The following is a 15,332-nucleotide window of genomic DNA, read 5'->3' on the forward strand; positions in this document are numbered from 1 at the left end:
ATTCCTGACGCTGCCCCTGACCTCGACTTCGACCTGAAGGGCCTTCCCAAGGTTTCCCTTCACGACCACCTGGACGGCGGACTCCGCCCGGCCACCATCATTGAACTTGCTGAGGCCGTCGGCCACACGCTGCCGTCCACGGACCCCGTTGCACTGGGGGAGTGGTTCCGCGAATCCGCCGACTCCGGCTCCCTGGTCCGCTACCTGGAGACCTTCGACCACACCATCGCCGTGATGCAGACCAAGGAGGGCCTGTTCCGCGTCGCGAAGGAATTCGTCGAAGACCTGGCCGACGACGGCGTCGTGTACGGCGAGGTGCGCTGGGCGCCCGAACAGCACCTGCAGAAGGGCCTGAGCCTGGACGACGTGGTCGAAGCCGTGCAGGCCGGCCTCGAAGCTGGAGTGGACGCCGTGGCAGAGACCGGCCGCGATATCCAGGTGGGCCAGCTCATCACCGCCATGCGCCACGCCGACCGCGGCCAGGAGATCGCCGAACTGGCCGTCCGCCACCGCAACAACGGCGCCGTCGGCTTCGACATCGCCGGCGCCGAGGACGGCTTCCTGCCGTCCCGCTTCAAGGACGCCTTCACCTACCTGGCCCAGCACAACTTCCCGGCCACCGTCCACGCCGGCGAAGCCGCCGGCCTGGAAAGCATCCAGTCGGCCCTCGTCGACGGCAGGGCCCTGCGCCTGGGCCACGGCGTCCGGATCGCCGAGGACGTCACGATCGAATTCGAAGAGGACGAAGAGGCCGCCGACGCCGAAGGCTTCGACGACTCCGTCAACGACACCATCGGCATGGTGACCCTGGGCGAGCTCGCCAGTTGGGTGCGGGACCGTGGCATCGCCCTGGAGATCTGCCCCTCCTCCAACCTGCAGACCGGCGCCATTGCCGGCTTCGGTGAGGGCATCGAAAGCCACCCGCTGGACATGCTCTACCAGCTCGGCTTCAACGTCACCATCAACACCGACAACCGGCTCATGAGCGGCGTGACGCTGACCGACGAGTTCGAACTCCTGGTTGAGACGTTCGACTACGACCTCGATGACCTGCTGGAGCTGACGCTGAACGCGGCCGAGGCCGCCTTCCTGCCGCTCGAGGAGAAGGAAGCCCTGGTCGAATACATCAATGAGGCCTACTCCGATCTTGGCTAACGAGGACACATCACCCGTCCAGGGGCTCGCTGGGCCCACAGCGGCAGGGGTCCCTGGCCGAGCTTGCGAGGTCGGGGAGCTGCTGGGGCTGATAGCGGCCCTGCGCGAGCATTGCCCCTGGATGGGTGCCCTCACCCACGAGTCCCTCGTGGAGTACCTCCTGGAGGAGGCCTATGAAGTGGCCGAGACCATCGAGACCGGCGCCGGCGACGCGGAACTGCAGTCTGAACTGGGGGACGTCCTGTTGCAGGTGGTGCTCCACGCCCGGCTCGCCGAGGAACGCGGCGCCTTTGACCTGGGCGATGTCGCCCGGGGCCTGAAGGCCAAGATGATCCGGCGCAACCCGCACGTGTTCCGGCCCGACGGCTCGCTGCAGGAATCCTTCCCGGCAACGATGGAGGAGATCGTCCTGAAATGGGACGCCGTCAAGAAGGCCGAGAGGCCCGAACGCGGCCACGTCTTCGACGGGGTTCCCGCCGCGCTGCCGGCCCTCGCGCGGGCCCAAAAGCTCCTGGACCGCGCCGAACGCGCGGGCATGGCAGCGGCCGCCGGCCAAACCGCCGCCGGAACCGCCGTCGGAACCGCCGTCGAAACCGCCGTCGACCTCCCGGCCGCCGAGGAGGAACTCGGCGACCTGCTGTTCGGGATCGTGGCCGCTGCCCGGGCCGGCGGGCTCGACGCCGAACGCGCCCTCCGCGGCGCCCTGCGCCGGTTCCAGGACAGCACCGGCTCCCGGCCATCGGCACAATAGCGCTGGCAGACTAGAGTCGGCACGGTAGCGGCACCATCATGACGTCCGGGGTTTGGATAGGTTTCCGTAACTTATCCCGCTCTCGACTACGCTAGTAGCGACGACGACGTCGGCTTTTCCGCTTGATGTACAGCCAGAGTCCAAGCAGTCAGATTCCCTGCAGATCGCTTCACCCAAAGGAGCATATCCATGGCGCTTATCGATGCCATCCACGCCCGCGAAATCCTCGATTCCCGTGGCAACCCGACCGTAGAAGTTGAAGTCCTGCTCTCGGACGGCCAGATCGGCCGCGCAGCAGTTCCCTCCGGCGCTTCCACCGGCGAGCACGAGGCCGTTGAACTYCGCGACGGCGACAAGGGCCGCTACCTCGGCAAGGGCGTCCAGAAGGCCGTCGACGCGGTCATCGACCAGATCGCCCCGGCCCTGACCGGCTTCGACGCGACCGACCAGCGCAGCATCGACCAGGCCATGATCGACCTGGACGGCACCCCCAACAAGGGCAAGCTCGGCGCCAACGCCATCCTGGGCGTGTCCCTGGCCGTGGCCAACGCCGCCGCCGCCTCCGCTGACCTGCCGCTGTACAAGTACCTGGGCGGGCCCAACGCGCACGTCCTGCCCGTGCCCCTGATGAACATCCTCAACGGCGGCTCGCACGCCGACTCCGACGTGGACATCCAGGAATTCATGATCGTCCCGATCGGCGCCGAGACCTTCTCCGAAGGCCTGCGCTGGGGCGTCGAGGTCTACCACAACCTCAAGTCCGTCCTGCAGGCCAAGGGCCTGTCCACCGGCCTGGGTGACGAGGGCGGCTTCGCGCCGAACCTGCCGTCCAACCGTGCCGCCCTGGACCTGATCCAGGAAGCCATCAAGAACGCCGGCTACACCCCGGGCAAGGACATTGCCCTGGCCCTGGACGTCGCCTCCTCCGAGTTCTTCAAGGACGGCGCGTACCAGTTCGAGGGCAAGGCACTTTCCGCCACCGAGATGAGCGCCTACTACGCCGAGCTCGTGGCCGACTACCCGCTCGTGTCCATCGAGGACCCGCTGGATGAGAACGACTGGGAAGGCTGGAAGACCCTCACCGACACCATCGGCGACAAGGTCCAGCTCGTGGGCGATGACCTCTTCGTCACGAACCCGGCCATCCTGCAGCGCGGCATTGACACCAAGACCGCGAACTCGCTGCTCGTCAAGGTCAACCAGATCGGTTCCCTGACCGAGACCCTGGACGCCGTTTCCCTGGCCCAGCGTGCCGGCTACACCACCATCACCTCACACCGCTCCGGCGAAACCGAGGACACCACCATTGCTGACATCTCCGTTGCCACCAACGCGGGACAGATCAAGACCGGTGCCCCGGCACGCTCCGAGCGCGTGGCCAAGTACAACCAGCTGCTGCGCATCGAAGAGGAACTCGACGACGCCGCACGGTACGCCGGCCGCAGCGCGTTCCCGCGTTTCAAGGGCTAGTTAGCCGCGAAAACCGGTAACCGGTGGCTATGGTTGAAAGACCATGGCCACCGGTTCTTTTTTTGGTCCGTTTTTGAAGGAGTGACATGGCAACCCGACGCCCCAATGTTCCCCGGGCTACGCCTGCCGCCAAGGCTGCTGCTGCCAAGCCTGCGGCCACGGGTCTGGGGGCAGCAGCCGACGGCGGCGAGGTGATCCAGGCGGACTTTGGCGGCGCCCGCAGCGGCGCGGCGGCGCCGGCCGGCGCTGCGCCTGCCCCGCCACGGGTGTCAGCTCACACAGGCAAGCCGGCCCCGGGCAGCACCGGCGCCGGATCTGCGGCCAGAGCCCGTCCCGCAACAGCCCCGGCAGGAGCACCGGCAAAGCCCGAGACCCGCCCGGCGGCCGGGAAGGCCGGCGCCAAGTCCGGCGGCAAGGCCGGCGCCAAGGCCGGCGGCAAGGCCCAGAACCGGACCGCCGCAGGGGGTCCGGACGAATCCCTGGACCCCGTGCCCGCCAAGGCGTTCTCGGGCCGGCTGCTGGCCCTGGGCGTCGTCATGATTGCCATCACCATCCTGCTGGCCCCCACGGTCAAGATCTTCCTGGACAAACGCGCCGAAATCGCGGCGCTGCAGGCCGATATTGCGGCCAAGCAGACGAAGCAGGAGGATCTCAAGCGCCAGGTGTCGCGGTGGCAGGATCCCAACTATGTGAAACAGCAGGCCCKCGACCGCATTAACATGGTTATGCCCGGAGAGACGGGCTACTGGGTATTCGGCAGCGATCTTCCTGCCGCGCAGTCCGGTGGCGCGGCGGGTGCAGCATCAGCACGAGACCCGGCCAACCTGCCCTGGGTGGACGCCCTCTGGGAGTCCATCAGGCGATCGGCAACAGACTAGAAGCGGCGCCCGCCGCCGGGATTGTCCCGTTGACAATCCGGAACAGGGCAGGAAGGTGCCACTCCCGTGGACGAGAACCGAGTGGACCAGAACCGAGCAGCCGAGAACAACGACGGGGCCAAGACCCCGGCACCACGGCACAGGGCAGACGCCCCGGAGGGCTCCCGCCAGCCGTCGCCGCACGATCTCGAGGTCCTCAGCCGCCAGTTGGGCCGGCCCGTGCGCGACGTCGTCGAAATCCCGGCACGCTGCGTCTGCGGAAACCCGCTCGTTGCCGCCACTTCGCCGCGGCTCAGCAACGGTACGCCGTTCCCCACCACGTTTTACCTCACCCACCCGGTGATCACGTCGGCGGTATCGCGGCTGGAGGCCGCCGGGCTGATGAACGAAATGAACGACCGGCTCGCTGCCGACGCCGGCCTCGCGGCCCGGTACAGGTCCGCCCACGAGGCATATCTGGCCTCCCGTGCCGAGATCGGCGCGCGCTCCGGCATCGGGGCCGTTCCCGAAATTGACGGCGTCTCCGCCGGCGGAATGCCGACCCGCGTCAAATGCCTGCATGTCCTCGTGGGGCATTCGCTGGCGGCCGGTCCGGGCGTGAACCCGCTGGGCGATGAATCGATCGCGGCCATCGCCGAATGGTGGACCGTGGAGCGCTGTTACTGCGACGGCGCCTGGGACACCGGCGGGGAGGCCCCGTCCCGGGACCTCAGCCGCCATGGCCCCCAAGGCCTGCCGGAGATCGTGGGCCGGCCCGCGCCGGTCCGCAAGTCCCGCGTCGACGCCGCCGGCGCCGGCGCCGCTGACACGGCCGCCACCGCCGGTGCTGCTGAGACGGCCGGTACCACCGGCACGGGGGAGTCCAAGTGACCCGGGTCGCGGCCGTAGACTGCGGCACCAACTCCATCCGCCTGCTGATCGCAGATGTGAGCGCAGGCGGCGCAACAGGGCTGGCCACGCCGCGGCTGACCGACATCGTGCGGGAAATGCGCGTGGTCCGGCTGGGCCAGGGCGTGGACTCCACAGGTGAACTGGCCCAGGAAGCGCTTGAGCGCACCTTCGCCGCGACCCGGGACTACGCTGCCCTCATCCGCGAGCACGGCGCCGAAAAAGTGCGCTTCGTGGCCACCTCCGCCACCCGCGATGCCCGCAACCGCCAGGTTTTCGTCGACGGCATCCGCGACATCCTCGGCGTCGAACCCGAGGTGATCACCGGCGACGAGGAAGCCGCGCTGTCCTTCGCCGGCGCCAGCAGTGYCCTGCCCTCCCGCGGGCAGGACCCCGTGCTGGTGGTGGACCTCGGCGGCGGCAGCACGGAGTTCGTGCTGGGCAACGCCGACGGCGTCATCGCGGCCCGCTCGGTCGACGTCGGCTGCGTCCGGATGACCGAACGGCATCTGCGCAGCGATCCGCCCACAGCGGATCAGATCGCAGCGGCAGAGGCCGACGTCGACGCCGCCATCAGCGAGGCGGCACAAACCGTTCCGCTGGAACGCGCCACCGCCGTCGTCGGCGTGGCCGGCTCCGTCACCACCATCACGGCGCACGCGCTGCGCTTGCCGGAGTACTCACCGGCCGCGATCCACGGCACCGAACTGGACCTGGACGCGGTCCGGAAAGCCTGCACCGAGCTGCTCGAAATGACCCGGGAGGAGCGGGCCGCGCTGCCTTACATGCACCCCGGGCGGGTGGACGTGATCGGCGCCGGTGGACTGGTCTGGCGGCGGGTCCTGCAGCGCCTGGCCGAGGTCACCGGCGGGCGCATCACCACGGCCGTGAGCAGCGAACACGATATTCTTGACGGAATTGCCCTCAGCATCCGATGATCCCGCCCCAGCAGCCGTGCCCCAGCGCGCGCCCGTGCCGCTGGTGCATCCGCCGATAGGACCTGAATGACCAGAGCAACAGCCCGGCGCCGCCGGACCGCCTCCGCGTTGATGGCCTTGGCCCTCGCCGGCGGAGCGTCCACGGCGGCGCTGACCCTGGCCGCACCCGCCCACGCCGACTCCTGGCGGGACAAGGAATACTGGCTCGCCGAGTCCGGCATCACCAAAGCCTGGGACGTTTCCAAGGGAGCCGGGGTCAAGGTCGCCGTGATTGACAGCGGCGTGGACGGCCGGCATCCGGATTTGGGCGGCGTGCTCGCTGGCGGCGCGGACATTTCCGGCGCCGGCAAGGCCAACGGCCAGGAGAGTATCGGCGCCAAACCCGAACACGGCACGCTCGTGGCCACCATGCTGGCCGGACGGGGGCACCAAGCGCCCGAAGCGACCGCCAAACCGAGCGCCAGCGCAACTGGCCCTGCCGCCGGCCCGGCCGCTGGACCTGACGGGGTTGTCGGCGTCGCCCCGGAAGCGCAGCTGCTGTCCGTCTCCACCTGGCTCGGTTCCGCCAACCCGGGCGGCAAGAGCGACCAGGACCAGATCCCGGAGGCAGTGCGCTGGGCCGTGGACAACGGCGCCCGCGTCATCAACATCTCCCTCGGCAGCACGTCGCCGGAATGGCCGCAGAGCTGGGACGCGGCATTCCTCTACGCCGAACAGAAGGAYGTCGTGATCGTCGCCGCCGCGGGCAACCGGGTGGGCGGCAACGTCCAGGTCGGCGCCCCGGCCACCATCCCCGGCGTCCTGACGGTTGCAGGCTTGGACCGCACGGGCGCGGCCAGCATCGACTCCTCCTCCCAAGGCATCAGCATCGGCGTCGCAGCTCCCGCCGAGGACCTGGTTGGCGGCCTGCCCGGCGGCGGCTACGCCGACTGGGCCGGCACCTCCGGAGCCACGCCCATCGTGTCCGGCGTCGCGGCCCTGATTCGCTCCAAATGGCCCGAAATGTCCGCCAGCCAGGTCATCAACCGGATCGTCACCACGGCCAAGGACGCCGGGGCGCCAGGGAAGGATCCGCTCTACGGCTTCGGCGTGCTGAACGCCGAGGCCGCACTCAAGGCCGATGTCCCGGAAACCAAAGTCAATCCGCTGGGGTCCATTTCGGACTGGATCCGGGTCCACCGGCGCGGAAACCTCGCCACGACTGCCTCTGCCGCTGAGCCAGCGCCCTCCAGCGCTGCCCCCACCCTGCCCGAAGCGACCGTGCCCGTCGCGGAGAAGCCGTCCCAGCTGGACAGTGCCGTGCCGGCCGCGGTGGTCCTGGGCTTCGGAGCCCTGCTCGTGGGAATCGTTGTGGCCGCCGCGTTCCAGCTGCGGGCCGCCATGCGCACGCCGCCGAAGGACGGCCCGGACGGGCCGGGCGGGACCGGCAAGGCCGAACCCGAGGCCGTCAATCCGGTGGACTCCAGCAAGCCGTCATAGTTAGTGAAGGTTTTCACAAACTACGGTATTCTTGAGATATGGCATCCTCCCTTCAGCTCCAGGACCGTCCCCGGGTACTCGTCGTCGGCGGCGGGTACGTCGGCCTGTATGTAGCCCTCAAACTTCAGAAAAAGATCGCGAATGCCGGTGGCATTGTCACCCTCGTGGATCCGCTGCCCTATATGACCTACCAGCCCTTCCTGCCGGAAGTTGCCGGCGGCAACATCGAGGCGCGCCACGCAGTCGTCTCGCACCGCCAGCACCTGAAGCAGACGGAACTCATCCAGGGCCGCGTCACCTCGATCGACCACGCCAACCGCACGGCAGTGGTCGCACCCTCCGACGGTGGCCACACCTTCGAGATTCCCTACTTCGACGTCGTGCTTGCCGCCGGCGCCATCACCCGCACGTTCCCGATCAAGGGCCTCGCGGACAAGGGCATCGGCCTGAAGACCATCGAAGAGGCCGTCGCCCTGCGCAACAAGGTTCTCGAGCGGATCGAGACCGGTTCCCTCATGACGGACCCCGTTGAGCGCGCCCGCGCCCTGACGTTCGTCGTCGTCGGCGGCGGCTTCGCCGGCATCGAGTGCATCACCGAAATGGAAGACCTGGCCCGCGCCGCGGTCAAGAACAACCCGCGCATCAAGCAGGAGGAAGTCCGCTTCGTCCTGGTCGAGGCGATGGGCCGCATCATGCCCGAGGTCACGGCATCGCAGGCCRAATGGGTCGTCGAGCACCTCCGCAGCCGCGGCATCGAGGTCCTGCTGAACACTTCCCTCGACAACGCCGAGGGTTCCCTGAAGCTCATCAACCTCCCGGACAAGAGCCCGGCCCAGGAATTCGAGACCGACACCCTGGTCTGGACTGCCGGTGTGCAGGCCAACCCGATGGTCCGCTCCACCGACTTCCCGCTCGAGCCGCGCGGCCGCGTCCGCGTCCTGGCCGATCTGCGCATCGCAGGCGACGAGGGCATCATCGASAACGCCTGGGCCGCCGGCGACRTYGCKGCCGTSCCSGACCTCACGGGCAGCGGCCTGCSGGACGGCACSTGCGTGCCGAACGCGCAGCACGCGCTGCGCCAGGCCAAGCGCCTCGCCAAGAACCTGTSGGCCTCCCGCTGGGACAAGCCGCTCAAGGATTACAAGCACAAGAACCTGGGCGCCGTCGCTGGCTTCGGCGAATGGAAGGGCGTGGCGAACATCAACCTGCTTGGCCGCATCGGCCTCAAGGGCCCGCTGGCCTGGCTGGCACACCGTGGCTACCACGGCATGGCCATCCCCACTGTGGAGCGCAAGATCCGCGTGATCTCCGGCTGGATCTGGGCCTTCTTCCTGGGCCGCGACACCACGCAGCTGATGGATCTGGACAACCCGCGCGGCGCCTTCGTGGCCGCAGCGACGCCGGCCCCGAAGCCTGCCGCTGCTCCCGTTGCCGGCACGCCTGCGGATGCTGCCAAGAACGACGCCGCGAAGAGTGGCACTGCCAAGAACGACACTGCCAAGAACGACACCAAGGAAGCTGTTCCGGCCGACTCCAAGTAGCCTGATCCGAGCCTTCGACGGCGGCTGTTCCCCCCAGGGGGAGCGGCCGCCGTTTTCGTGGCGGGCAGCCGCCCCAGGACGCCGGGAGCGGGCAGGAGCGCGGGACCCCCGCCTAGACTGGCTCCATGACAGCTGAAAAGGACCTGCACGCCCTCCTGGCCACCATGCACCCCGAACTGCGCGAGGGCGAATACGTCTACGCCCTGTGGCCGCACGGCAAGCCCCTGGCCGGGGCCATTGCGGCCGCCGTCCGTGAGGCGGAAGGGCTGACCGTCGTGCTGCCGCGGAACGAAGCGGACAGCCTGGGGCTCTCCTACGACTTCGTCGCGGCCTGGATCACGCTCCAGGTGCACTCTTCGCTTGAGGCGATCGGCCTCACGGCTGCCGTCAGCGCGGCCCTGACCGAGGCGAAGATCAGCTGCAACGTCCTTGCCGGCTTCCACCATGACCATCTGCTGGTGCCGGTGGCGGACACCGAACGGGCGCTGGAGGTACTGCACGAGCTCGTCGCGGCCAACGGGGTGTACAAACCGGCACCGGAACTCGTGCTGCGCAGCGAGGAGCCGGCGGACCGTCCCGCCATCCTCGCCCTCACCGCTGCCGCGTTTGCCATCTCGCCCGCCACCGGAGAGCAGGTCGACGGCGAACCCGAGGAAGTGGAGCTGCTGGCGCGGTTGTTCGAGTGCCAGGAATACCTGCCGGCGTTCAGCATCGTGGCCGAACTCGMCGGCGAAATCGTGGGGCATGTGATCAGCACCCGCGGGTGGGTGGACGGTCTGGAGCTGCTCGGCCTCGGGCCGATCGGGGTGGTGCCGCGGCTGCAGCGCCACGGCATCGGCACCGCGCTCATGAACGAGACCGTGGCGCGGGCCAACACCGCGGGGGAGCGGGGGATAGCCCTGCTGGGCAGCCCCGAGTACTACTCCCGCTTCGGCTTTGTTCCGTCCACCTCGCTCGGGGTGGCGCCGCCGGAGGCAGGCTGGGCCGCGCACTTCCAGTTGCTGCCGCTCGCCGTCTGGCCCGGCGGCGTGAGCGGCACCTTCCGCTACGCGGGGCCATTCGCGGACTGATCCGCCCGGCGACGGGATACCATTGACCGGGCGCCCCAGTAGCCCAATTGGCAGAGGCAGCGGACTTAAAATCCGCGTGTTGTGGGTTCGAGTCCCACCTGGGGCACTGAGTTGCGCGCCGCCCTGCGGCGCCCGACAGCCGGGTGGCCCTGACCCCCGGCGTTCCCAGGCCCCTCGCACGGGCTTGTCCCACGCACGTGCTTGCCCTCGGGGTCGCCTGACCCGGGCAGCCGTTCCGGGCCGTCGCCCCCGACAAAACAGCCGCCGCAAACCGTCCAGATTTCCTCTATGCAACGAGTGTTATAAGGATGTGACCGTAGTCACTTATTTTCACGTCGAAATTGCACTAGCTTGAAGTGGAATCAGGAACACCTGATCTTTCGCGTCAAAGGCCGTTCGCACCTTTAGATCGAGGAGCTTGTACATGACTTCACTCCCCCGGGTTGCGCCCCGCGTCGCTAAGCTCACCGTGCTTAGCCTCGGCGTCGCCCTTTTGGCTACGGCTTGTGGCGRTTCACCCGCCCCGAGTTCGTCGGGATCCAGCTCAGCCGCGGCCGCGGGAATCGCGTGCCCGGCACCCAGCGCCACCGGTGGCGGTACCAGCGCCGCCGGCGAAACGGGCACTGTGCCCGCCTCGGCCACCACCACCCCCACGCCCCTGAAGATCGGCTCGCTCCTGCCGACGACGGGTTCGCTGGCCTTCCTCGGCCCGCCCGAAATTGCAGGTGTCAACCTCGGCATCAAGGAGGTCAACGATGCCGGCGGCGTCCTGGGCAAGCCGGTGGAGGTCATCCACCGTGACTCCGGCGACACCAAGACCGACATCGCCACCCAGTCCACCACGGCACTGCTCGGACAGGGCGTCAGCGCAATCGTCGGCGCCGCCTCCTCGGGTGTCTCCAAGACCGTGATCAACCAGATCACCGGTGCCGGCGTCGTCCAGTTCTCCCCGGCCAACACCTCCCCGGACTTCACGGCGTGGGATGACAAGGGCCTCTACTGGCGCACCGCGCCCTCGGACGTGCTCCAGGGCAAGGTCCTCGGCAACTACATGGCCACCTGTGGCGCCCAGACGGTCGGCATGATCGTCCTGAACGACGCCTACGGAACCGGCCTTGCTAAGAACGTTCAGGCAGCTTTCGAGGCGGCCGGCGGCAAGGTTGTGGCCCAGGAGCTGTTCAATGAAGGCGATTCCCAGTTCAGCAGCCAGGTGGACAAGGTTCTGGCCGCCAAGCCGGATGCCATTGCCCTGATCACCTTCGACCAGGCCAAGAGCATCGTTCCGCTGATGACGGGCAAGGGCGTCAAGCCGACCCAGATCTTCATGGTGGACGGCAACATGTCCGATTACAGCAAGGACTTCCAGGCAGGAACCCTGAAGGGCGCCCAGGGCACCATCCCGGGCACCTTCGCCAAGGAGGACTTCAAGAAGAAGCTCCTGGCGATTGACCCGGCGCTGAAGGACTACAGCTACTCCGGCGAGTCCTACGACGCAGTGAACCTGATCGCGCTGGCGGCTGAGGAAGCCAAGAGCACCAAGGGCACTGATATCGCGGCGCACCTGAAGGACGTCTCTGAGGGTGGGGAGAAGTGCAACACCTTCCCGAGCTGCGTCACCCTGCTTCGCAACGGTAAGGACATCGACTACGACGGCCAGTCCGGCCCCGTAACGTTCTCCGACGCCGGCGACCCGACGGAAGCCTACATTGGCATCTACGAGTACCAGGATGACAACACCTACAAGCCGGTCAAGGAAGAATTCGGCAAGCTGTAAGCCGCTTCCCCTCGACTAACAAAAGACCCCCGTCCAGTCCGGACGGGGGTCTTTTGTGTGCGGGGGACCGGGGCCGGAGCGTCAGGACCGCGGAACCGGACRCGGTTGCGGAACCGGATTTGCGCTGCGGATTCGGACAGGGGCGGCGCGGATCCGAGGTGCGCCGGTCCGGAGCCGGTGCGAAAACAGGACATGAGGACGCCGGGAGGGGCCGGCGTCGTGGTGTCGACATCCGAGGTGCCTTGGCAGCCACGAGGTGCGGGGAAGGGCTGCCGTGGCCGTGCGGCGGCTGCGGAACCGGATTTGCGCTGCGGATTCGGACGAGGGCGGCGCGGATCCGAGGTGCGCCGGTCCGAAACCGCCGCGAAAACGTGGCTCAAACGAAGGGCGACGGGCGACGAGCAAGCGGCTGCGGAGGCGGCCGGAGGCGACTGGAGATGCCGTCGGCCCACGGACTGTTGTAGCAGGCACCGGGCACGCAGAAGGGCCGCCACCGGCTGGTGACGGCCCCTGTGGGGATACTGCCCGAAGCGCTATTCGACAGTGTCTGCGAGCGTCCCCAGGTAGAGCTGGATGACCTTGGGATCCTTCATGAGCTCCCGGCCAGTACCGGTGTACGCGTCCTTGCCCTGGTCCAGCACGTAGGCGCGGTCGCAGATCTGCAGGCAGCGGCGCGCGTTTTGTTCCACCATGATGACGGAGACGCCGGCCCGGTTGATCTCGTGGACCCGGAGGAAGGTCTCATCCTGCTTGACAGGGGAGAGGCCCGCGGAGGGCTCATCGAGCAGCAGAACGGCCGGGTCCATCATGAGGGCCCGTCCCATGGCGACCATCTGGCGTTCGCCGCCGGAGAGCGAGCCGGCACGCTGGGCGCGCCGTTTGGCGAGCTCCGGGAACAGTTCGGAGACAAAGTCGAACCGTTTGGCGAAGTCCTTGGGCCGCTGGAACATGCCCATCTGCATGTTTTCCTCGATGGTCAGGGCGGCGAACACGTTGTTGTTCTGCGGAACGAAGCCGACGCCCTTGCTGACCAGCTTGTTGGCCTTGAGCCCGGTGATGTCCTGCCCGCGGACCACCACCGAGCCGGAGTGGACCTTGACCAGGCCAAACATGGCCTTCAGCAGCGTGGACTTGCCGGCGCCGTTGGGGCCGATGATGCCGATCAGCTCACCCTTGCGGGCCTCGATGCTGCAGCCGTTGAGGATATTGACGCCGGGGATGTAACCAGCCACCAGATCGGTGACCTTCACGACCGAGTCGCCATCGAAGGCGGGCTGGGCGGCCGGTGCCGCGCTGGTGGCGCTCATTCTTTGTCCTTCTCTGTGCGGTTTGGCTCTTCGGCGCGGTTTGGCTCTTCGGCGCGGTTCGGCTCTCCGGCGCTGCGGCGGCCGCGCGTTGTCCCGTTCGCCGCCTCCTCCGCCTCGGTGGTGAGGACGTCGGCGGAGATGATGCCGGCGTTTTCAGTGCCGACAATCGATTCCTCGTCGGCGACCAGCTCCGCGGCCAGTTCCTTGATGCCCTCGGCGTCGCCGAGATCCACGTCGTGGTGGGCGCCGAGATAGGCGTCGATCACGGCGGGGTTCTTCATGACTTCGGCGGGAGGCCCTTCGGCCACGATCTTGCCCTCTGCCATCACCACCACCCAGTCGGCGATGTGGCGGACCATGTTCATGTCGTGCTCGACGAACAAGACGGTCATGCCCTCGGCCTTGAGGTTCTTGATGTGGTCCAGCAGCGACTGCGTCAGCGCCGGGTTGACGCCGGCCATCGGCTCGTCGAGCATGACCAGCTTGGGCCGCACCATGAGGGAGCGGGCCATTTCCAGCAGCTTCCGCTGCCCGCCGGACAGCGACGCCGCGTAGTCGTCCCTCTTGGCGTCCAGTTTGAACTTCTCCAGCAGCACGTTGGCTTCCTGGGTGATCTTCTTTTCCTGGCCGCCCCAGATGCCCTTGAACAAAGCCTTGGACAGCCGTTCCCCGGACTGGCTGGAGGCGCCGAGGCGCATGTTCTCCATGACGGTGAGCTTGCCCATGACCTTGGTGAGCTGGAACGTGCGCACCATCCCCATCCGGGCAACCTTGTACGAGGAGACGCCGGCGATGTTGTTGCCCTCGAACTGCCAGGTACCCGAGTTCGGGGTATCGAATCCCGTCAGCAGGTTGAACAAGGTGGTCTTGCCGGCGCCGTTGGGGCCGATCAGCGCGGTGATCTTGTGCCGCGGGATCTCGAGGTACTGGACGTCGACGGCGTTGATGCCGCCGAAGGTGCGGGTGACGTTTTCTGCCACCACGATCGGATCACGCTTCTTGCAACCGGGCGCGATCTCGCCGGCCGCGATCGGACGGTTGTCCGTCATGTAGTCGATCTCTTCCGACGTGCGGGGTTCGTCCCGTGACTCTTCGCTTGGAATGCTCATGCGAATGCCAGCTCCTTCTTATTGCCGAGAACGCCCTGGGGCCTGAATATCATCAGCAGCATGAGCGCCACGCCGACCAGGATGTAACGCAGCTGCCCGGCCTGGACCGTGTTCAGCCACGTGATGGTGCCGGACTCGATCAGGCCGTAGAGGATGCCCTGGGTGAGCGAGAGCACCACCCAGAAGATCATCGCGCCGACCACCGGGCCGAGCACAGTGCCGAGGCCGCCGAGCAGCAGGCAGGTGTAGAGGAAGAACGTCAATTCCGTGCCGTAGTTGGCAGGCTGCACCGCGCCGCGGGGAATCGTGAAGATCATGCCTGCCAGGGCACCGAGCGCGCCGCCGATGATCAGGGACTGCATCTTGTAGGCGTACACGTTCTTGCCGAGCGAGCGGACGGCGTTCTCGTCCTCGCGGATGCCCTTGAGTACCCGGCCCCAGGGGCTGCGCATCAGCAGCCAGACCAGGGTGCAGAAGAGGGCCACGACTGCCCAGGCGACCACCCGGATGAAGAAGTCGCGGTTGTTCATGCCAACGTAGGTCCCCGGCGGGAAGGGGTTCATGGCGTAGAAATCACCCTCGAAGGCGGCCAGGCCGTTGGCCGAGCCGGTGACGGCGGTCAGCTGGTTGGTCGTGACGATGTAGCGCACGATTTCGGCCGCCGCGATGGTCACGATGGCCAGGTAGTCCGCCCGCAGCCGCAGCGTCGGGATACCCAGCAGCAGGGCGAAGATGGCGGAGGCGACGACGGCGATGAGCAGTCCGACGAAGAACGGCACATGGAACGTCAGTGTGGAGATGGCGAAGCCGTAGGCTCCCACCGCCATGAAGCCTGCCTGGCCGAAGTTGAGCAGGCCGGTGTAGCCGAAGTGAACCGCGAGGCCGAGGGTGGCCAGGGCGTAGGCAGCTGTCGTCGGGCTGAAAAGTTCGCCGGCGGCGCTGGAAAATATGAATCCGAAGTCCATGGCTGTC

At 67.6% G+C, this 15,332-nt stretch carries 13 protein-coding genes and 1 tRNA gene; 11 read left to right on the forward strand and 3 right to left on the reverse strand.

Annotation, left to right across the window (positions count from 1 at the left end; translation table 11 throughout):
- The 11 genes from AC1DHX_RS05305 to AC1DHX_RS05355 form a co-directional block, all read left to right on the forward strand.
- The coding region (locus AC1DHX_RS05305) for an adenosine deaminase (protein ID WP_476899882.1) at positions 1-1,155 on the forward strand (1,155 nt) is incomplete at its 5' end.
- 121 nt (positions 1,156-1,276) lie between these two features.
- Positions 1,277-1,906, forward strand: coding sequence for a MazG nucleotide pyrophosphohydrolase domain-containing protein (locus tag AC1DHX_RS05310; RefSeq protein ID WP_476859220.1), 630 nt, complete (start codon positions 1,277-1,279; stop codon positions 1,904-1,906).
- A gap of 189 nt (positions 1,907-2,095) precedes the next feature.
- On the forward strand, positions 2,096-3,376 hold the full coding sequence (eno, locus tag AC1DHX_RS05315; RefSeq protein ID WP_018774732.1) for a phosphopyruvate hydratase: 1,281 nt from the start codon (positions 2,096-2,098) through the stop codon (positions 3,374-3,376).
- 86 nt (positions 3,377-3,462) lie between these two features.
- On the forward strand, positions 3,463-4,254 hold the full coding sequence (locus tag AC1DHX_RS05320) for an FtsB family cell division protein (protein WP_476899883.1): 792 nt from the start codon (positions 3,463-3,465) through the stop codon (positions 4,252-4,254).
- A gap of 66 nt (positions 4,255-4,320) precedes the next feature.
- Positions 4,321-5,124 (forward strand): DUF501 domain-containing protein, encoded by an 804-nt coding sequence (locus tag AC1DHX_RS05325; protein ID WP_476859156.1) that lies wholly within the window; start codon positions 4,321-4,323, stop codon positions 5,122-5,124.
- A complete protein-coding gene (locus tag AC1DHX_RS05330; RefSeq protein ID WP_476899884.1) occupies positions 5,121-6,080 on the forward strand; it encodes a Ppx/GppA phosphatase family protein in 960 nt (319 codons plus the stop codon). Before AC1DHX_RS05325 ends, AC1DHX_RS05330 begins: the two co-directional genes overlap by 4 nt.
- A 66-nt stretch (positions 6,081-6,146) precedes the next feature.
- Positions 6,147-7,559: a S8 family serine peptidase gene (locus AC1DHX_RS05335; protein WP_476859154.1), complete on the forward strand. Its 1,413-nt coding sequence runs from the start codon at positions 6,147-6,149 to the stop codon at positions 7,557-7,559.
- Between the two features lie 38 nt (positions 7,560-7,597).
- Positions 7,598-9,100: an NAD(P)/FAD-dependent oxidoreductase gene (locus AC1DHX_RS05340; protein ID WP_476899885.1), complete on the forward strand. Its 1,503-nt coding sequence runs from the start codon at positions 7,598-7,600 to the stop codon at positions 9,098-9,100.
- A 125-nt stretch (positions 9,101-9,225) separates the two neighbouring features.
- Positions 9,226-10,170, forward strand: a complete 945-nt coding sequence (locus AC1DHX_RS05345) for an N-acetyltransferase (protein WP_476899886.1) — start codon at positions 9,226-9,228, stop codon at positions 10,168-10,170.
- A gap of 32 nt (positions 10,171-10,202) precedes the next feature.
- Positions 10,203-10,276: transfer RNA gene (locus AC1DHX_RS05350), tRNA-Leu, on the forward strand.
- A 318-nt stretch (positions 10,277-10,594) separates the two neighbouring features.
- Entirely contained in the window at positions 10,595-11,944 is a 1,350-nt protein-coding gene (locus tag AC1DHX_RS05355; RefSeq protein WP_476899887.1) for an ABC transporter substrate-binding protein, read from the forward strand.
- A 533-nt stretch (positions 11,945-12,477) separates the two neighbouring features.
- On the opposite strand, the gene AC1DHX_RS05360 is transcribed toward AC1DHX_RS05355, so the two are convergent.
- From AC1DHX_RS05360 to AC1DHX_RS05370, 3 genes are read right to left on the reverse strand one after another with little or no spacing between them, the layout of a single operon-like run.
- Complete coding sequence (locus AC1DHX_RS05360) at positions 12,478-13,251, reverse strand: ABC transporter ATP-binding protein (RefSeq protein WP_230009341.1); 774 nt, start codon at positions 13,249-13,251, stop codon at positions 12,478-12,480.
- On the reverse strand, positions 13,248-14,360 hold the full coding sequence (locus tag AC1DHX_RS05365; protein WP_476859152.1) for an ABC transporter ATP-binding protein: 1,113 nt from the start codon (positions 14,358-14,360) through the stop codon (positions 13,248-13,250). The genes AC1DHX_RS05360 and AC1DHX_RS05365 overlap by 4 nt, the downstream gene beginning before the upstream one ends.
- Complete coding sequence (locus AC1DHX_RS05370; protein ID WP_223914177.1) at positions 14,357-15,325, reverse strand: branched-chain amino acid ABC transporter permease; 969 nt, start codon at positions 15,323-15,325, stop codon at positions 14,357-14,359. Before AC1DHX_RS05370 ends, AC1DHX_RS05365 begins: the two co-directional genes overlap by 4 nt.
- Positions 15,326-15,332 lie beyond the last annotated feature (7 nt).

This window comes from Arthrobacter sp. 05N33_2 (assembly GCF_056397425.1).